22 protein-coding genes are annotated in these 19,609 nt (G+C 39.6%); 5 read left to right on the top strand and 17 right to left on the bottom strand.

Annotated features, from left to right (window positions below; all coding sequences use genetic code 11):
- Positions 1-215: 215 nt before the first annotated feature.
- The 6 genes from CDO33_RS01880 to CDO33_RS01855 all read right to left on the bottom strand — a co-directional run bounded on the left by CDO33_RS01880 (position 216) and on the right by CDO33_RS01855 (position 6,385).
- A complete protein-coding gene (locus CDO33_RS01880; RefSeq protein WP_103081428.1) occupies positions 216-536 on the bottom strand; it encodes a nucleoside triphosphate pyrophosphohydrolase in 321 nt (106 codons plus the stop codon).
- Positions 533-1,051: an O-acetyl-ADP-ribose deacetylase gene (locus CDO33_RS01875; RefSeq protein ID WP_103081427.1), complete on the bottom strand. Its 519-nt coding sequence runs from the start codon at positions 1,049-1,051 to the stop codon at positions 533-535. Before CDO33_RS01875 ends, CDO33_RS01880 begins: the two co-directional genes overlap by 4 nt.
- 239 nt (positions 1,052-1,290) lie before the next feature.
- On the bottom strand, positions 1,291-2,952 hold the full coding sequence (locus CDO33_RS01870) for a dipeptide ABC transporter ATP-binding protein (protein ID WP_103081426.1): 1,662 nt from the start codon (positions 2,950-2,952) through the stop codon (positions 1,291-1,293).
- The gene (locus CDO33_RS01865) at positions 2,945-3,751 is read right to left on the bottom strand and encodes an ABC transporter permease (RefSeq protein WP_338053236.1); all 807 of its coding nucleotides are present in this window, start codon (positions 3,749-3,751) and stop codon (positions 2,945-2,947) included. The genes CDO33_RS01870 and CDO33_RS01865 overlap by 8 nt, the downstream gene beginning before the upstream one ends.
- A gap of 21 nt (positions 3,752-3,772) precedes the next feature.
- Entirely contained in the window at positions 3,773-4,720 is a 948-nt protein-coding gene (locus CDO33_RS01860; RefSeq protein ID WP_103081424.1) for an ABC transporter permease, read from the bottom strand.
- A 72-nt stretch (positions 4,721-4,792) separates the two neighbouring features.
- Entirely contained in the window at positions 4,793-6,385 is a 1,593-nt protein-coding gene (locus CDO33_RS01855) for an ABC transporter substrate-binding protein (protein ID WP_103081423.1), read from the bottom strand.
- A gap of 184 nt (positions 6,386-6,569) precedes the next feature.
- Here CDO33_RS01855 and CDO33_RS21650 point away from each other — a divergent pair, with 184 nt between their 5' ends.
- The 5 genes from CDO33_RS21650 to CDO33_RS01830 all read left to right on the top strand — a co-directional run bounded on the left by CDO33_RS21650 (position 6,570) and on the right by CDO33_RS01830 (position 9,628).
- Positions 6,570-6,851 carry an RNA polymerase sigma factor gene (locus CDO33_RS21650; protein ID WP_103081422.1) on the top strand — a complete coding sequence of 94 codons (282 nt, stop codon included), beginning with the start codon at positions 6,570-6,572 and terminating at the stop codon, positions 6,849-6,851.
- Entirely contained in the window at positions 6,764-7,078 is a 315-nt protein-coding gene (locus CDO33_RS01845; RefSeq protein ID WP_103081421.1) for an RNA polymerase sigma factor, read from the top strand. Before CDO33_RS21650 ends, CDO33_RS01845 begins: the two co-directional genes overlap by 88 nt.
- Positions 7,071-7,274 (top strand): hypothetical protein, encoded by a 204-nt coding sequence (locus CDO33_RS01840; protein WP_103081420.1) that lies wholly within the window; start codon positions 7,071-7,073, stop codon positions 7,272-7,274. The genes CDO33_RS01845 and CDO33_RS01840 overlap by 8 nt, the downstream gene beginning before the upstream one ends.
- Before the next feature lie 3 nt (positions 7,275-7,277).
- Entirely contained in the window at positions 7,278-8,015 is a 738-nt protein-coding gene (locus CDO33_RS01835; RefSeq protein WP_103081419.1) for a tetratricopeptide repeat protein, read from the top strand.
- Positions 8,016-8,545: 530 nt separating this feature from the next.
- The gene (locus CDO33_RS01830) at positions 8,546-9,628 is read left to right on the top strand and encodes a DNRLRE domain-containing protein (RefSeq protein WP_103081418.1); all 1,083 of its coding nucleotides are present in this window, start codon (positions 8,546-8,548) and stop codon (positions 9,626-9,628) included.
- 300 nt (positions 9,629-9,928) lie between these two features.
- On the opposite strand, the gene CDO33_RS21390 is transcribed toward CDO33_RS01830, so the two are convergent.
- The 11 genes from CDO33_RS21390 to CDO33_RS01780 form a co-directional block, all read right to left on the bottom strand.
- Entirely contained in the window at positions 9,929-10,063 is a 135-nt protein-coding gene (locus tag CDO33_RS21390; protein WP_274540220.1) for a hypothetical protein, read from the bottom strand.
- Between the two features lie 180 nt (positions 10,064-10,243).
- Positions 10,244-10,720, bottom strand: coding sequence for a hypothetical protein (locus tag CDO33_RS01825; protein WP_103081417.1), 477 nt, complete (start codon positions 10,718-10,720; stop codon positions 10,244-10,246).
- A gap of 470 nt (positions 10,721-11,190) precedes the next feature.
- Positions 11,191-11,910 (bottom strand): phosphotransferase, encoded by a 720-nt coding sequence (locus CDO33_RS01820; RefSeq protein WP_338053259.1) that lies wholly within the window; start codon positions 11,908-11,910, stop codon positions 11,191-11,193.
- On the bottom strand, positions 11,793-12,293 hold the full coding sequence (locus tag CDO33_RS21170) for a hypothetical protein (protein WP_242973889.1): 501 nt from the start codon (positions 12,291-12,293) through the stop codon (positions 11,793-11,795). The genes CDO33_RS01820 and CDO33_RS21170 overlap by 118 nt, the downstream gene beginning before the upstream one ends.
- A 1-nt stretch (position 12,294) precedes the next feature.
- Positions 12,295-13,368, bottom strand: a complete 1,074-nt coding sequence (locus tag CDO33_RS01810; RefSeq protein ID WP_103081415.1) for a radical SAM family protein — start codon at positions 13,366-13,368, stop codon at positions 12,295-12,297.
- Positions 13,369-13,400: 32 nt separating this feature from the next.
- Positions 13,401-14,159: a class I SAM-dependent methyltransferase gene (locus tag CDO33_RS01805; protein WP_161496498.1), complete on the bottom strand. Its 759-nt coding sequence runs from the start codon at positions 14,157-14,159 to the stop codon at positions 13,401-13,403.
- A gap of 736 nt (positions 14,160-14,895) precedes the next feature.
- Positions 14,896-15,240, bottom strand: coding sequence for a hypothetical protein (locus CDO33_RS01800; RefSeq protein ID WP_103081413.1), 345 nt, complete (start codon positions 15,238-15,240; stop codon positions 14,896-14,898).
- Positions 15,241-15,646: 406 nt separating this feature from the next.
- On the bottom strand, positions 15,647-15,715 hold the full coding sequence (locus CDO33_RS21645) for a cation transporter (RefSeq protein WP_422678799.1): 69 nt from the start codon (positions 15,713-15,715) through the stop codon (positions 15,647-15,649).
- 59 nt (positions 15,716-15,774) lie between these two features.
- Positions 15,775-17,601, bottom strand: a complete 1,827-nt coding sequence (locus CDO33_RS01790; RefSeq protein ID WP_103081412.1) for an urease accessory protein UreH domain-containing protein — start codon at positions 17,599-17,601, stop codon at positions 15,775-15,777.
- 363 nt (positions 17,602-17,964) lie between these two features.
- A complete protein-coding gene (locus tag CDO33_RS01785) occupies positions 17,965-18,828 on the bottom strand; it encodes a cysteine ABC transporter substrate-binding protein (protein WP_103081411.1) in 864 nt (287 codons plus the stop codon).
- A 36-nt stretch (positions 18,829-18,864) separates the two neighbouring features.
- Positions 18,865-19,608: an amino acid ABC transporter ATP-binding protein gene (locus tag CDO33_RS01780; RefSeq protein WP_103081455.1), complete on the bottom strand. Its 744-nt coding sequence runs from the start codon at positions 19,606-19,608 to the stop codon at positions 18,865-18,867.
- Position 19,609 lies beyond the last annotated feature (1 nt).

Here is a 19,609-nt window from a genome sequence, read left to right as displayed (position 1 = left end):
GCAGAAGTTTTATTTATCTATTTAAAGGACTCCATACTTATTGCAAGTAAAATCAATAAATCTCCTGTTGCTTCATATGTCTACAAAAGGATACTGCACTGAAGGATATAGTTTTTCCGGCTCGGAAGCATCACAGAATGCTTTCACAAAATAAATCTTCGGCAATGCAGGCAAGGCCGGAAGCATACCTTACTTCGTTTTCCACTCCATGCACTCTACTCCTCTACAACTTCCTTGAGCAGAAGCCTCTTATCAAACGCTCCCCGTTCCTCAGCCTTTTTCTTGCGTATATTTTCAAAATCCTTAGTATCAACGCCTTTATATTTCAATATGGCATAAACAACTTCCACCAGATCAGCCAATTCATCCACACTGTCTGCCTCAAAATATTCTTTAAGTTCTTCCTCCAGCTTCTGATCCAGGTATTTCTTATAGGCTTGAGGCTCAAGCTCTTCAACAATTGCCTTCTTGCCGTTCTTTTCAATTATCTCCGGAATTCTGTCTCTCACCAGTTTGTTATATTTGGTTGCATTCATTTTTCCCTGATCTCCCTAAAAGCCTCTATATAAGCCTCCATTGTTCCCTCATCAAAGCACACCATGAACACTTTGTCTATACTGCCGTTCTCCTCCAGAAATCCGGATATCTCCTGCATGGCAATCCTTGCGGCACGCCTTACCGGGAACCTATAAGCACCCGTGCTTATTGACGGAAACGCAATGGTTCTTATTCCGTTTTCCACCGCCAGCTGCAAAGAATTGCGGTAGCAGGAGGCTAACAGCTGATCTTCATTATTGTTTCCACCATGCCAGATTGGCCCTACAGTATGGATCACATATTTGGCAGGCAGCTTGTATCCCTTGGTGATCTTCGCCTTTCCGGTCTCACAGCCGTTCAATTTGCGGCATTCCTTCAAAAGCTCCGGACCGGCAGCTCTGTGAATGGCACCATCCACTCCACCGCCACCAAGAAGCGTGTTGTTTGCTGCATTTACAATAGCATCAACCTCAATTTTTGTTATATCTCCCTGAATTATGCCAATGCGTTCCATTGCCATTCCCCTTCTTGTTTGCATTTATTATACAACAATTTCCTACAAAATAAAACGCCTTAGCGCTTACCTGCATATGACTTTAAGTTTTTTCAATTTCATCGATCTTTCTTGATTCGCTTCCGCAAAAAATCTAATACTTCATCGATGAAATTCCCACAAGCTTGTTGCATAATGTTATTCACAGGATACCCTTCCTGGCAAAAGGTGTGTTTGGCAACTTGTATTTTGCCCGTTTTTTATAGCATTGCAGATTTAAGAAGTTCTTTTGTATATTCATGCTGAGGCTGGTAAAACAACTCCCTGACTTCCTTCATCTCTACAATTTCACCCTGATATATTACACAAACCCGGTTGCAAATCTGAAAGACAACATTTAAATCATGGGAAATAAACACATAGGTCAAATTATACTTTTTCTGCAATTCTTTTAGCAAACGCAGTATTTGTGCCTGAATGGTAACATCCAGCGATGATACCGGCTCATCCAGAATCACCAGTTTGGGATTCACAATAAGAGCGGCGGCGATGGCTACTCTTTGTCTCTGACCTCCGCTCAATTGAAAGGGATACCTCTCCAAATGCTTGGAGGTCAAGCCCACCTGCTGTATCATTTCATTGACTCTTGCCATACGTTCCTTTTTCCCAAGATTGGTTTGAAGCTTTAGTGGCTCTTCCAAAATCCATCCGATTTTTTTCGTTGGATTTAAGGAGCTATATGGATCCTGAAAGACCATCTGTGGCTTAACCACCGATGCTTTGCTACCTATCGCAGCAACATCATTGATTTTAATTATCCCTTCAAATTCCTTGTTCAGCCCAACTATTGCCTTTGCCAGCGTGGACTTTCCACTTCCGCTTTCCCCGACAATGCCAAGAGTTTCTCCCTGCCTCACTGAAATAGTCGCATCTTTAATTACGTGTTTTCTGCTCTTTTTTGCAAGCAAACCGATGCCTTTCTCGGAATAAAATACATTGAGATTCTGAACTGCCAATATTTCTTTTTGCTCCTTGTTATGATCTGCAAGGCCATTCTTGTCCTCAATATCTGCATTTTCTTTTAAATCTGTAGGGAAAGTCTCATTTTGCTCTCCTTTGGATTTAAAAAACAGCATAGGCACTGCTGCCACCAGTTGCTTCGTATATTCGGTATTGGGATGAGCAAACAGTTCTTTTGCCATCCCGGACTCTACAATCTTACCATCCTTCATTACGATTGCTCTGCCGCAAATGCTCTGTATTACTCTCAAATCATGTGAAATCAAGATAATACTTGTTCCATGTTTATCATTCATCCTTTGGAGCAGTTTGAGTATTTTGCTCTGTGTTGTAACATCCAGTGCCGTTGTAGGTTCATCCGCAATGACAAGCTTAGGGCCGGCAACCATAGCCATTGCTATCATTGCCCTCTGACGCATGCCGCCGGATAGCTGGTGAGGATACCGATGATAAATCTCATGGGGTTCTGATAACCCCACTTCCGTTAATGCTTCTAATGTTAAGGCTTTACACTCTTCCTTCGTATATTTTGAATGAAGTCTTAACATTTCCTCCACCTGGTCTCCTATGGTAAGAAGCGGATTAAAGGATGTCATGGAATCCTGGAATACCATTGATATTTCAGGACCTCTTAGCCTGCGAAGTTTCTTTTCTTCCATGGCCAACAGATTGTTACCAAGAAAATGTATCCCTCCGCTTAAGATTTTTGCAGAGACAGGCAGCAACCCCATGACAGCCAGGGCAGTCATAGTTTTTCCCGAACCCGATTCTCCTACGATCCCAAGAATTTCACCTTTCTTAACCTCCAAGGAGATATGATCAACTACTGTATTCGTTTTTCTTCGCTTTGTAAATCCAATAGATAAGTTTTCTATATTTAAAAGCGTATCCTTCTTACTCATTCTCCAAACCTCCACTGATGAGGCTAAAGCCAAGAACCGTCAGTATGATCATTAAACCAGGTGCTATTGCATACCATGGTGAATCCAGCAAATAGCTTTGGGCTTCTGACAGCATACGTCCAAGACTTGCCTGAGGTGGCTGAACACCAAGGCCCAGATAACTGAGTCCTGCTTCGGCAAGTACAGCATTATTGAATCCTATCAAAAGGGACGGTATTAAAACCCTTTTTGTATTTGGCAATATGTGCATAAACATGATGCGAAAACTTCCCGCCCCCATTAGTTTTGCATTTTTGACAAAATCTCTTTCTTTCAGTACAATAAACTCACTTCTTATCACGCGGGCATAGCTTGGAATAAATATAATTCCCAAGGCAAAGATGATATTATAGCTTCCCGGCCCAAATACACTAACAAAGACCAATGCCAGTAAAATACTTGGAAAAGAGGTTAGAACATCGTTCAATCTCATCAATACCTCATCGAACCAACCTCCGAAATATCCGGTCAAAGCGCCGACTGCGGTTCCCAGAGATGCACCAATGGATACGATGGCAACGGCTATGATATATGTGGTTCCGGCTCCTTTCATGACACGGCTCAATATGTCCCTGCCGAAATTGTCGGTGCCAAAAAAGTGCGAAAGGCTCGGTGGACTATTTTTCAATGCAGCATTCATTTTATTCGGATCATATGGGGTATAAAAAAATCCGATCAATACAATCAAAAATACAAAGGATACAATCAGCAGACCTAATATATAATTAAAGTGATAGGTTTTCCCCCTAAATTTCATCATTCCCTCCAGCCCGCCTTTGGTCTAATCTCTCTTAACTCTTGGGTCAATCCATTGATAGATAAGGTCAACCAAAAAATTAATAATGATTACTACAGTTACAATATACAGGACAATTGCCTGCACCACAGCGTAATCCCTGTTTGCAATGGATGACACCAACAATCTGCCCAAACCGGGAAGGTTAAATACCTGTTCCACAAGAATGGTTCCTGCCAGAATGTCAGCAAGCATCATGGCCAAAAAAGTTATTACCGGAATTAATGCATTTTTTAATATGTGTCGAAAAAGTATGTTTATATTGGTCATCCCTTTGCTTTTCGCTGTTCTTACATAATCAAGCTCCATTTCCCTAAGCAAAGAGCTTCGTAAAAATTTAACCATCATGGCAATCTTAGGAATTGCCACTGCAATGGCCGGAAATATCATAAACCTTAAGAATATTCCAAAGTTCTCTCCCGGACTGATGTAATTTCCCGGTGTAAACCACCTTAAAATGATACCAAAGATCAATGTAATGAGCATGCCCAAAAAAAAGGATGGTATTGACATAAAAACTTGAGTAACCAGCGTAATGAAAGAATCCAGGATGCCGTTCTTTTTTCTGGCAGATAGAATTCCAAGGGGTATGGAAATAACGACAATTAGAAAAAATGACAACACAGCCAGCCAGAGAGTTACAGTTAAACGATCTCTTATTAAAGCGCTGACCTTCATCTGCATCTGATATTGGGACGAATAACCAAAATCACCCCTTAATGCATCTTTTAACCAATTGATATAGCGTACAGGAATGCTTTTATTTAGTCCCATTGCCTCCCGATATTCCTCCAACTGTTCCTCCGTGGCATCCATACCAAGAGCATTAAGGGCGCTATCCCCTGGAATTATCTGGAAGGCGATGAAGGTTAGAACAGAAGCAAATAACAGCGATACAATGAGAGTAGTTAATTTTTTAATGTTATACTTCATCTAACCTTCACCTCCTAACAAACTCGATAGTATCTTTTATTTCTCTTATATCATCCATCAATCGGACTGCGATCATTTTTTATAATAGACCAATGACATGTCCTGAACATAAATCGGATAATAGGTATACCCGCCCAATTTATCGCTCACTGCAGTCATCTGGTGTGGATCCTGAATATACACTGCAACAGCATCATTGGTAAGCATAGCTTCCATTTGCTTATACAACTGTATCTTTTTTTCTTCTACCGTTTCCGTTTCCCCTTGTTTGTAAAGGGCATCAAATTCCGGGTTGATATAGTTCATGAAGTTATTCTCCGCATCCGAGCGGAACCGTTCCAAAGCCTTCCTTGGTGCCAGTTCGGCAGCAAGACCCACAAGGGTTGTCTCATATTTGCGGCCTTTATACACATCGGACTTCCAGCTTGACCATTCAATCAGCTGAATCTGGGCTGTAATACCAACCTGTTTTAACTGTTCCACAATGACCTGGGCGGTATCAATATGATACTGATAATTTGATGGAACCATAATCGTAAACTTAAAACCCTTGGGATATCCTGCTTCTTTTAGCAGCTCCTTGGCCTTTTCAGGGTCATACGGGTAGGTATTCACAAGGCTTTCGTCATAATACTTCTTAAATCCGGGGTACATATTGGTACCAATTACATTGCCCCGCCCCCCGGCAACCATATCAATTACAGCCTGCCGGTCTACTGCATAGCACAGGGCCTGTCTGACCAGTTTATTGTCAAAAGGTGCAACCTTGTTATTAATAAATAGCCCCTGAATCAGATTCATCGGTCCCGATTCCATATGATACCCTTTCGGAAGCTGGGAAGCCTGGGCGTCAGTAATATATGGAAGAATATCAATGTTTCCTGCCTGAAGCTCCATAAATGCAGCATCCGTATTGGATGATATCTTGAAGGTAACTTTATCAAGATAAGGCACCCCTTCAATATAATACTGGTCATTCTTTTCCAGGACAATGCTCTGCAGCGGTGTATAGGATACAAACCTAAAGGGCCCCGTACCTATAGGCTTAGTATCCAACTCTTCATAATCCTTTGGCACGATAGAACATGTTAAATATGGAAGCAGTTCGGTCTCCACCTGCTTCAAGCGAATTTCGATCGTCCTTTCACTGGTCGCAACCACATCAGAAATAACAGAAAGCGCCGATTCTACTATAACCGTTGGATCTTTCGGTTCAAGCATACCGGCGCTTCTTTTTATAGAATATACAACATCATCAGCTGTAACAGGACTGCCATCATGAAATTTCACACCCTCTCGCAGGGTAAAGGTATAAGTCATTCCATCTTCAGAAATATGATAGCTTTCTGCCACAGCCGGAACTAAATTTCCATCCTTGTCAAGCTTTACTAAGCCTTCAAAAATGTTGAATAAAACCTCTTTGGTTCCTGCCGATAATGCTTTGTGTGGGTCAAGACCATCCAAATCCTGGGTTATTCCTACTGTGATTGAACCCCCATAGGTCGGCTCTGATTTTGCCGTTTCCGTAGGTTCAGTCATGGACGAATCCTCATTCGCGGGAGTTTTACTCTTATTTGTATCCTCCTTGTTGCCACTACATCCGTAGAGTGCAACAGTGAATACAGTGATAAGAAGTAATACTTTAGCCAGTTTTTTTGTAAGCATAAATTCACTCCTCACTTATGATTCAGTCTCATTATTAAGTTGTAACTATCATGATAAAATATTTTATCTATATTTTCAAGAAAAAATATTATTTTTATCAATTGGATTTTATTTATACTTACATTTTTAAAATTGGTGAACAAAACTGCCTTTTTATACGTTATATTGGTGAAGGGGTGAAAGAATGAGTGATGACGAAATAATAACTTCGATTGCAGACGGTAAAATAGCTGCATTAGAGCAACTTTATAATCGTACATATAAGAACGTTTATGCATTCATCTTCTCTATAGTAAAATGCCGGCATACTGCAGAGGACTTGATGCATGACACTTATATGAGAATCTTTGAAAAGGCCTCGACCTATCAAGCCGGAACATGCTTAAAAACATGGTTTATGACTATTTCAGAAAAGCCAGAACTATTTTACCGTTTGAAGAAGATCAAGCACAAAACGCTTCATTAAAACCATGTGATACCCCTGAAAATGTAATAGAGCATGTTGCGCTTGAAAACGCTTTGAAAAAGCTTTCTGATCTGGATTCGCAGATTGCAGTTTTATATGCCGTTTGCGGTTACAAGCACAAAGAGATTGCTCAAATTCTTTCAATACCCGAAGGCACTGTGAGACGGCGATACAGGAAAGCTATAAAGCAACTAACTGAGATGATTGGAGGTGCACTAGATGGATGACCTGAATAGAAGCTGTAATATTATTAAAGATAAATTTCATGATTCTGTGCCAGATATTTGGGAAAGAATCAAAAAGTCAGCCGCCAGACTCATTGCAGAGCAGTTGCTGGATGAGCTAAAAGGTGTACCGTCACGCTGTGGTAAGTTAATTTATGAACAGGTAAATGAGATACCTGCAGCAAGAAGGGTGGCGTAAAGAATGGATATTAAAGAGCTTGAGTCATTATTTGCCAGATATGAGACTGGCGAAACTGAGTTGTTTGATACCTTGGAAAGGGAATACTCAAAACTAATTGAAGAAAACCCAGATAATATAAATTATATCCATAAATATGGATATCTATATGAATGCTTAGGGCGGTCTTATTTACTAAAAGCAGAAAAAATCTATGAAAGCGCATTATTCAAGCATAAGAAAAAAAATGACGCTGACTATTTCAGAATTGACAATCAATTATTGAGCTTACGGAATTCATTAGGAAAAAATAAGTATTCGATTGAGCTCTATAAAAAAAGGATACTCCAATATCCTGATGATACTGATGAGTATGTATTTCTGGCATTGGCATACCTGAATGCGGATCAGGTTCAGGAGGCAAGGAAGGTTATGGAAGCTGCCGAAAAAATCATATCCGATAATGGCATTAGTCCCTATAGTAAAGCCAACTTTTATGAGGTTTACGGCGAAGTTTGTGCAAGGCTTGGGGAAAACGAAAAAGCGCTCGACTACTGGGATAAAGCTGTTACAGATCAATTTAACATGGGAGGATGGTTTAGCAGAGCTTTCATGTTTAAGGAATTAGGCAGATTGGAAGAAGCCGCTTCAGAATGGAAAAGAATAATTAATATGCTCGAAAAACATCATGATCCTCATTATTTGGAATGGCCGAAGGAGGAGCTTGCGAAAATAGAGGCGGAGATTGGTAAAAAATCTTAATTTTAAGCCTGTTTCCAGGTTTTCGGCAGCCGTTGTTCGTTCAGCTTTATGTTGCTAAAAGCAAATTAGGATCTACCGGATTAAAGTTCATTAAGATGCGCTAAAGGGGCTGTCTCAAAATATGATAAATTTTTTGGACAGCTCCCTTTTTACACGTGATCCCCGTTTCATCTACAAAATAATGCATTTATTGATTAAAAGTTTGAAAGCCAGAAATACCTTTGATAATTTTGAGCATGACAAATAATCCGCTTTATTGGTTTTGACCGTTATATTGGATTAAGCCATTTTTTCATTCAATTGTCAACCTCATCGGGCATTTTTTATCCATTATGCCATTTATTATCGCTGTAACCCTTATTCGCTAAATTCTCTACCGGATGTTTCATATTTCATGTCCCTTTGGGAGTACTATTTTTGGAGAAAGTGGAGAAATGTCCCCATTTTTGCTTTTATGCAATAACAAAAAAACAGAGCTGGCATATTATGATTATGTATACTACTACTTTTCAGGAAAGAAGGAATGATTCATGCCATCTGTTACAATAAATTTACCGAACACCACATTTGTTTCATCTGCAATGCCGGATAACAATAATTCTTTTTATCCTCTGCTTTATACCGGCACAGACCCGAATTTTCTGAATTGCATCAGCCTTATGGAAGTTGAATTGCCCACATTGCCGGTAACAGCAGTAGATAGCGCCATACTTCAGCTAACTGTTATCGCAAAAAGTGGGGATATTCCAAGTCCTGTTGTTGTAAATAAAGTAACAAGCCCGTTTACTGCAGCGACAGTAACCTATAATACGCTGCCTTCCTTTACTCCTACGTCCTCTCAAATCTTAATCACAACAGAGGACTTGTATAAGGCTGTTGAAATTGATGTGACCTCGCTGGTTAATGAATGGCTGAGTGGAATGAGCCCAAACCACGGGATAGCTCTTACTAATAATGATGGTACAACGATTGTCCAATTTGCCAGCAACAAAATTGTTTACGAACCCTATTTCCCCAAGCTGACCCTGACCTATTCCGAAGCTCCCGCTGACACCACCGGGTCTAATTTCAGCTATGCCCAACTGGCTCATGTCATTGAGCAGCTCATTGCCCTATACCCCACAAATGTATTTACGGTATTTACGCGGGGGTTAACAGCTTCCTCTGTTACCGGCACTCCCTATGCGCTGTTTAAATCGTCATCGGGAACCTTTGGTTCCTTATTCATTCTGGATGATGCCGGCCAGAAAGAAGTTATACCTTTACATGCCATAACGGCAATTTACCTGGGTAACGGTACCGTTTATAATCCTTCTATCACGTACCTTACCCCACCGAAGCTTGCTCCAGGCTTTGACACAAACCTGTTGACCGCTTATTACGAATACTTCCCTGTTTCAACAGAGATGGACATGTATTTAGGATCCAATATACATGCAACAGGAATGCTTTACAAGAATGAATACGGAATTATGGTATTGTCCGATACAGAAGGCAATACACCTATATTTATACCAGTATTAAATATCAACGTGGTTCTTCCGACATTTACTACGACTACTGCGGCTAAAGCTGGAAAACCCAAAGTTACTATAGAAGTAAAGGATAAATGAGATGGTGCGTTAACACGAAAATAAGAATGACATTTTCATTATTGGTTGCGCTTTGTGGACAAAAAGGGTCGTGCTAGTAAATTAACTTAGCATTGAACTTTATTTTCAATAAATTTGCCATTAGCCGTCAAATCAGCTTTGGCTATAACAATATACAACGGCAAAGGTGCTGCGGATGGTAATCCGCAATACCTTTGCTGTTTTTATTGGTCAAGTATGAAGATATAATATCCAAAGAGGATAAATCTATCAATTTTCATCAGCCTTTCCCAGTTGATTACATAAAGTTTATCACAAGGGTCAAACAGTCTCATTGCCTGTAAGTTTGTCATATTTCATAGCCTTATCATACAAAATTGAAAATTTCTGACCATCGCTTTTCATGTTTAAGGTCCTGTCCACCGTGTCAGTTATAATATGAACTGCTTTTGTCACATTACATATATGCAGTCCGATGTATTGTGCTAAAACAGGTTTCTACAATTGCATTTTTATTCGATGAAAAAGGGACATATTATCTAAGTATAATAATGTATAATATATAACATCTTATTACTTTATTGTATTTTGATTATTGCTTTTATTGCACATAATATAAACAATGCGTAATTATAATTAATCAATTTTATATTTCAACCTTTTATATTTTAACCCAAGCCCCATAAGTAGTGTTGGAAGCAAGTTTATAATTAGTGACAATACTGGAATATTAGGTAATCCAAAAGAAAGTTTTGATAAAAGAAATGGCGTATAATAAATATTCACCAATACCCAGTGATCAATTAGCTCCTCTGGTATTATCTCAAATAAATTCACTTTAGTTTTCAAAAATGCAAAAAACCATAAAGCAATACCAATAACCCCAATAAAGGAACCTGCAAGAAAATCAAATTTTTTGCTGATGTTTCTGTCTAATAATGTGCCAGAAAAAATATAAACTAATAGAAATGGCACCCCAATAATTATTCTACTTATGATATTACTAGCATACTTAGCAATTACAGGTCCTGTCGCAACAAAGATAATTAAGAAAATAAATGATAAGATTACAATAATCAAATGTAATAATAATGCCTTAAAATTATTTTTCATCCTTACCTCCTTTTGTTATTTTCTAATAACGCTTCTTGGGCATTCCCATTTTCATCTCAATTCTTTCTTGGTTTAAACATATCATATCACTTGCTTTGTTTATATATTTTAACAAATTATGGCACAAAAATATAGGGATAGAAAATGAATTAAACAATCTATCCCATATCTTTATACTATATTTAAGATTACAAGCGGGACTTTCCATAAGATTCGATAGTGTCCTTGCTTTTGGGTTTTGCATTAATCATTTCATTGAAATATATTCGACTATTACAGTTTAGGAATGAATTCAGCTAATAATGGATGTGTTGATTGTCATGTGCTTTGAATCCTTTCGGAACAACAATCATCCATTTCAATTAGCTGAATTCAAACCGATTTTATATAGTTTAAATAGGGTTTAATACCTGAAATAAGGCTCAGGTACAGTTACCTTTCATGAAAACCAGCATCACAATTTCCAGGCTTTATAATAATATGTGGTCTTGAACCCATTTCTTTATAAAATCCATATGGAAGTCAAAATATCCGTCGCTGAGCCAATCACACCCTCTATTCCGCTCAAGGCTCCAGAAATGCATTCCCATCAACCAAATATCCCTGATTGCAACAAATGCATTAATCGCCTTTAACTCATTAGGATTTATCTGCCTCATAGAGCTATAGCCGTTCAAAAAATCCTCCCATTGCTTTTGTTTTGGGTCGTCTTTATCAGAAGCAGGCCGGTTTAGTTGCTGATGCCATAAGTAAACGGCAATGTCATACGCCCTCCATCCATATCCAAAGCAGTCAAAATCAAAGAGTGTTATGCTTCCGTCATTTCCAAAATGAACATTGCCGTGATGAATATCTCCATGGGAGATGCCATACTCCAGCTTGCTTTTTGATAATGTTTCATTTACAAAAAGCTTTAATTGATGCCCTGTATCCTCAAGATAATTAAAATCCTTCAGCCGATGGGACATATAAGGTTTTACAATCTCAAGAGGATCATCTATTAGGTGCTTTAAATCTATCTCAAACCGATTATGGCTCAAAGTGATTTTGTCTGTTAAATCATGAATTCTAACTACCATGCAACCAAGCGAATGGTTTTGCTTCTCATTGGGATTGTCATTCTTTTCTCCTTTTGCTTCGGTGAATAAAACAGCATATCTGATGCCTTCCGGTGCATTAATCTCTTGTATGTACTCACCATCATTGTCTTGCACCGGTGCTGCAATAGAAATACCACACTGCTTAAATAATTCAGCAGCTCAATTTCTGCTTCTATCTCTTCTTTAGTTCTCCATTTATAGATAGAGACTCTGAGATAAGATGTGACGGCAGCCCCCAGCAAGTGGAACGCAAATACGGCAGCATTATCACCGCTGGACGGCACAAGCACATTTTTACATCTAAGATTCGGGTATGAGCTTCGTATCATATCCCAAACCGGAGCAGGAAATGCCCGGGACGAGTCTTCGATGATGCACCTGATGATTTCCACGGAAGCGTTTTCAGCGAAATACTCATCGGAACAAGCATCCCATTCCTCTTTTGCCGTACGTATAATTTTATTTTCTTCCATTTTATCGTCCTCCCTTTATATGTTCCATTCCCCATTGATGTATAAAGCGTGTAAAAAGATCTCCTTTGGTATAAAGCTTTTTACTTTTCAAGTCGCCGTATTTTTTTGCAAGCTCGCTTACTGGAATTGTGCCATTTATTCTCATGCCCGGCGTTCTCCCATCACGGTAGTTCCTCATGATTTCCTGAATGCCGTCAGTTTTTAAGTTGCCCAGCTTCCACCACTCAGCAGGTTCCGCTATATTGGGATAAACATCGTAATCCGCATTGACAGCCAGGCAAGGCATATTTGCACTTATATTCGGCGGAGTGTTACACTCCATGATTTCCTCAAGCACCCTATACTCCGGCTGTCCCAGCAAATCTGTGCCTTCACGGGTAATCGAAATCAGTTCATCAGGAATCAAGCATAGGTCATCCTCCTCGGGACGAAGATCCTCAATTCCATATCCGTTACCCTCAGGTGATATTCCACCAATAAACACCTCAAACTTTTTCCCTATTTCCTCACAACGTTCAAACAGTTTGAGGTCATATATCATTTTTAGAAAATCATCCAGTTCATTCAAGCACCGCTTCGTGATGAACAATTGCCAGCGCGGAGCTATACCAACAGCAAGGCACCTTTCCGTCGCAATTATCTGATCGCGGAAAGCACCTTTACGACACATGCCCCAGTTTGTGTTTTCTTCCATGCCAAAAAACGTGATCTGGCAGGCTTTGGTCCCTAGCTCCGCCGCCCATTTCGCATAGCTTTCATCCCGCGCAAGACGCCAGGTTGACAAAAGTTCAAACCGTTCTGCCTTTCCCGGTGAGGACAGCTCCTGTTCAAGCAGCCATAACTCCCGATAATCATCCCGGTAATCCGGCTCTCTCCACCACGAAAAAAAGCTCATTTCCGCAATGCCGCGTCCTTCCTCATCATGCCAGTTTCTGAACTGAGCAGCTATATTTTTAAATTCATCGATGGTTATATTACCATTCCTGTGCGAACCTAGCCAACAATGACGGCAGCGGTTCGGGCAGCCGGCCATGTCCACCATAACACCCAGATAAGACATATCAAAATTACTCATTTTCATTGCCTCCCTTCGTTAGCCGCTATAGGCTATATCTTTTTCTTTGCCGCTTCTACAATCCATAATCCGTCGTTTTCATGCCACGGCTCTTTTTCCCGATTACGGTATTCGTGCAGGATTTCAAAACCGCATTCCGCAAGCGTGGACAGCCAAGTATCTCTAGGATAGCATTGCAAGTAAAAAGAATGGTCGAACTGCTCCGCTTTACCATTACCATACTCAATATAGACGGTCTGAGAAATATAGCAGCGTCCTGTTTTTTCATCATCGAACGTATCCCCGGTCTTCCAAACCTTTTTGTCCGGATAAACCTGCTCTTTGGGATAAAAGGCCTTCGGAGGAGCGTAATATGATTCTTTCGGAGGCAAGGCTGTTTCGATTACTAAAACGCCACCCTCCCGCAAATGACGGTGGATGCACAAAAGCGCCTTTTTCACCTCATCAATTGTGTGAATATGCCCAAAGTCAGTGGCAAAGCAGAAATCAGCAGGTGGAATATCGAAGCAGAAAGCTCTCACATCTCCCACAAAGAACTGCAAGCCAGGTACATCACCAAACCGCTTTTTGCCCTCCATAATCATTTCAGGCGTAATGTCGAACGCTGTGACTGTGAATCCTTTACGTGCCATGTATGCACCGGTTTCGCCAATAGCACAGAAGGGAATTAAGACATTTTTGCCATATTGTGCCGCATAGCGGCACCAATATTCGTGTTCTTCAGTGCGGTCATATCCGCCCCAGTCCCAAATTGCAGCGTGATGTGCGTAGTTTCCAATATTGTCTGTCATAAATAAATCCTCCTTAAAATAATATAGTTTATGTTTTTGTAACATTGTTAATTGGGGAGTTTACTTACTGATATTCCTCCAAAAAAATAGCGACAAGGCATAATTTATTTATAAATTCGGCCTTGTCGCTTTTGTATGGATGAACGCCCCATACAAACAACAAAGCCACAGACGAAACGTCCGTGGCCTATATATACTTAATCTTTTCAATGTCGGTAAAAATGGCAACAATAACAAAAGCATAGTAATAACTACACTTAAAGAGCCATATTACCGACGAACCTCAGAAGTCAAAACTTCCTGATTAGGCTCCGCACAACGTCTCGTCGTTATCCATTTGTACGGAGCATATCATTTTATTAGACTTCATAACACCTGACACAAACATTTCAAGCCTTCCTAAACAGTTAAATTATACCATGTAAAATCTAATATAACAAGGGCCGTAGAATTGATTATATTAGTTGCAGTAGAGCTTCATCCGATTTTCAAAGTTTCCCTATCTATTCACTCTTCGGGCATCATAAAAACGCCCTTAAACCCTATTCCAGGCTTCAATTTTCACATATTTTATCCTTCAGAATAACTGCTAAAATTACGCATAATTTTCTTCAAATATCTTAATTATATCATTGTAAATAAGTGTAAATGTTCATAAATCAGAAGTAAAGCAATAAGTTTTTGGGCAGTAGTAGGGACAGAAAACAAAAGCACCTACCGAAGTAAGTGCTGACTTTTAGAATAATGCTTTTATTAATCCTTTATAAATTTTATCGTCAATCTCTAATAAACTCCTTTTGCCATCTTTAAACTGTATTGCTACTTGATAAGTTCCTTTGTTTTTAGCACTAAGTCCACCGGCTAATAGGCCAACCGGTCCAAGCAATGCACCACCCACTAATCCTCTCGCAATACCACTTGCTGCACTCTTTCTATGCTCTTCTGTGATAAGTTCATATGAATCTACTGTATCCTTATTTAGCTTAACTGAATTTAACAATGATACTGCAATAAGCACTTGTCCAGCTGTATATATAACACCTTTACCAGCATAATCGCCTGCAATTACGGAATTTTTCATGAAATCAACCTCCTCTTTGAGGTTATTATATCTCCTATGTAATATTTTGTAAATATAGTGTACATAAGTATCGAACACTGTTATGCATGACCAATGGTGTTACGCTGGACTTGATTGCAATACTTGTTATATCTAATCAAGAATCATAAATTTAACTGCATCGTTAATATTGCACACTATAATGTAAATGTGAAAATTTCATATAAGGAATATTAATGTTTCATCATATAAGGAATATTAATGTTTCATTAAGAAATTCAATATTCTCCAGCAAAGCTTTTGACCTAATTCGCTCAATCGCTCCTCTTCATTCGTACCTTTCTTCATAAAATCTACATATATACCTGCTGGAATGAAGCAATAACAACACAAAATTTGCATATGTTTCAATTGATTGAATTAGCCGTTAGCCATCCAGCTTACCGACTGCCTTTTCGATCCGCTTTGCGCATGCGGCACAAGTCATGCCGCTTATTTTATAGTTTCTTTATTCATAAAATTACCGCCTTTCTAAAAGTGAGTGTTGTATGCCCTTTAGTGACACGAAGGTAATCCGCTGGTATCTATAATTTCTTGTATGGTCGGAACGTATTGATTTACTTCATTTTTTATCGCATCAATATCGATTTTGGTAATATCGTCAACAACTTTTACATAGCCATAAAATGCGTTATCAGCTGTAGAAAAATCAAAGTCACTCTGAGGAATCAAACTGATTTTGTTGTCTCCTTCCTGCATATTCATTCGGGCATTATACTTGGGGAATATGAGGGTACTGTTACTGTCGTTGATTTTAACACCTTTAATATTCCATATTGTTTCCGTTCCTCTCTGCATTACCACTACTGCCGGAGAAAACCTGTTTTCTTCCATATCTATTTCAACATAATGCATTCCGTCCTCTATTTTGGCAACGGCAATTTTGTCAGTAGGTATTTTGTAATCTGACTTCTGAACACCTCCATCAGAGCCGGATGCATCAGCATTATTGATATCATCAACCACAGTGATTTTGCTCCTGATCATGCCCATCCAGCAGCTGTACGCGAAGGTACCGGTTTGTGTGGGAGTGAACTCTATGATATTGTCTCCCACCTCCAACTTTTTGCTTTTGTTAAACTTCGGTATTACAATCTCATTGTTACAGCCGTTTATATCGCCTTTCTGAGCTCGTATAGTCCACCTTACAGGTATACCCTTTTGCACTATTATTGGTTCATAACTGCCTGAGGACAGCTTTGTGGTAACTATTTGAACACCATCCTGTATTGTTGCTACGTTGCTGCCTCGGGTGCTGCTTACATCAAACGGCACGGAAGGGAGTGAAAAGCCTGACAATGCCAGACCTCTATTGGTCATGACCACTCCAAGTACGATTACCAGCACAGCACTTACTTTCATCATCTTGTGCGTAAATTTCCCGCTTAATATTGAGCTCACTGCCCCAAATCCGAACATTAAAGGCACTGTGCCAACGCTAAACATAAACATGGACAACGCTCCCGCAGTAAAACCACCGGTACCCAAAGCATAAATCTGCATTGACTGAAGCGGGCCGCACGGCATTAAGCCGTTGAGCAATCCCACATAAAAAGGCCCATATTTGCCGTTGTTATTGTGTATTTTGTTTCCAAAAATTTTTGGCATTCTGGGGTTTAATTTTCTGAGCCATGGGAATATGTTGAGCATATTTAACCCCATGATCACCATGAACACACCGGATATAATAGCCACAATCCCCTTGGCAGCCCCGGAAAAGCTTATACTGGAGCCCAATGCTCCTACTATGCCTCCGATTATGGTATAGGATACCACTCTGCCGCTGTTATAAAGCAAACTTGGTTTTAACTTTGAAATCTTGCCGGAGTTGCCGTTATCAACCTTATATGAAACACATTGAGACAGATTTATTCCTCCACACATGACGACACAATGTAGTGAAGTCAGCGATCCAACAAAAAACAGTATTCCGTATCCCATGGATTGATTAATCTCGGGTACAAAGTTAAATCCCACCGTGTTTTTAACAATAATGTAGAGAGCAAACAATATGATACCAATCCCCAACAGTTGGTTGATTGTCATTTTATCATCCACTGCCTTTTTTGTGTTTGCTCTTGGAACAGCCGCAGCACCAGGCTTATTCCTGACTACATAATCCAGCCTTTCTATCGTTTGAGCAATTTGTTCCAGGCCTATAACATTTGCATCGTAGGTAATGTAAACATTGGAGCTGCTGAAAATTGCTTTGACTTCCAATACTCCTTCAAGCTTTTTCAAAGCATTCTCAATTCTCATTTCACAGCTTGTACATGTCATGCCATCTATTTGAAGAATTTTTCGTACCGGTCGCTGTTCCATTCCATACCTCCTTATAAGTAAGGTTAATTAAATTTTACTTTTTTTGGCTGCTGCTCGTACCTTTTTGCTTGTCGGACTTGATTTGCCCATCGTCATACCATCTTTTCATCGTTTATACCACCGAATTTAACACATTTTTGTGGAGATTTTATGAAGAAGCACTGGGATAAATATTAATTTTGTCTTCCATTTGAAGATTGCCTATTGTATGATTTTTATATTTCAGAAAGGCTGTAAAATTCTTTGTCGGACATGAAAATACTCCCCTTTCCGGTACAGGTTTATTTTCTGCCTTTTCACCTCAAGGGGAGTATATCATTGGAACACTGGGCATTTATATTTCCATGCCACTATAATTATAGATTATTCTAATTTTCCACCTTCAATTACAAGGCTCTCTTTGAAATCTTCTCCATATATATCCGCCAATGTTTCATCATATGCCTTGTGTATGAAATTCTCTTTGCCTAAAGCAGCAAGTTCATTGTTAATCCAATCGAGGAGCTCCTTATTTCCCTTCTTGACAGCCGGTGCTATTGTATCCTGTCCACCCAGTGTAGGCACACCGACTACAAATCCGGGATTCTGCTTCGCCCATGCAATCACTTCGGTATTATCGTTAACTATAGCATCGCCACGGCCGTCCTTTAATGCTTCAAATATTTCTGTATACTGTTCGAATTTTAATTGCTCTATTTCAGGATAGTTTTCAGTCAAAAAAGTTTCAGCAGTAGTTCCTTTAGCGACGATGGCTTTTTTACCTTTCAACTGTTCAATCGATGTAATCGGAGCGCTTTCCGGAGAAACTATTCCGAGAGAAACCTTCATATACGGGTTGGCAAAATCCACCTTTTGCTTTCTTTCCTCTGTAACCGTAAAATTAGCCATTATAATATCAACCTTGTTCGATTCCAGGAACGCCACTCTGCTTGCTGCATCGACCAAAACAAATTCAACCTTGGATTCGTCTCCCAAAAGATCCTTGGCAAACCTTCTGGCAATATACACATCAAAGCCCTGGTTTACGCCATTTTCATCAACATAACCAAAGGGGTTTTTATCACTGAACACGCCAATTCTAATCTTACCCCGCTCTTTAATTTCAGCAATAGAACCCTTAACTTCTGACGCACTTTCCTTTGAGCTTGCGTTGCTGCAGCCTGCAAGCATCCCCAGTGCCAATACTGCAATCAATAATAAATGAATAATTCTTCTATTTTTTCCCATTGTAACCATTCCCTTCATTTTATGATTTTCTATAATTTAATATTGAAATATATTTAAGAAGTGCTGAGCACGTTCTGTTTTTGGATTCGTAAAAAATTCGTCGGGTTCTGATATCTCACAGATCCTTCCTTTATCAATAAAAACTATCTTATCGGCAACAGCCCGGGCGAAGGACATCTCATGGGTTACAATAACCATTGTCATGCCCTGTTTTGCGAGTCCCAGCATTACATCCAGTACTTCTCTTACCATTTCAGGATCAAGAGATGCTGTAACTTCGTCGAAAAGCATTATCTCAGGATTCATGCACAGAGCCCTTACTATTGCTATTCTCTGCTTCTGACCTCCGGAAAGCTGACGGGGATATGAATCCTTTCGGTCAAACAATCCCACCCTGTCCAGTAGCTGCTTTGCCTGCTCCATCACCTCATCTTTATCTCTTTTTTGTACTTTGACAGGGCCTAATATGATATTTTCAATGACTGTCATGTGGGGAAACAAGTCATAGTTCTGGAATACCATTCCTATATGCTGGCGGATTTCCTGCCAGTTCACATCTTTACCGACAAGGCTTTTATTGCGGTATCTTATATCACCTCCCTGTATTTTCTCCAAGCCGTTGAGGCACCTTAAAAGAGTGCTTTTCCCACAGCCTGAAGGTCCCAGAATAACCACAACTTCACCTTTATTAATGCTTAAGTTAATGTCATTAAGGACAGTTGTTTCGTCATATTTCTTATACAAACCCTTTATTTCAAGTAATACTTCCTTTGTTTCCATA

Origin of the sequence: Clostridium thermosuccinogenes (genome assembly GCF_002896855.1) — a bacterium.
Taxonomy (GTDB): Bacteria; Bacillota; Clostridia; order Acetivibrionales; family DSM-5807; genus Pseudoclostridium; species Pseudoclostridium thermosuccinogenes.
Note: the sequence above shows the minus strand (reverse complement) of the source record. Positions and strands in the feature narration are given on the sequence as shown.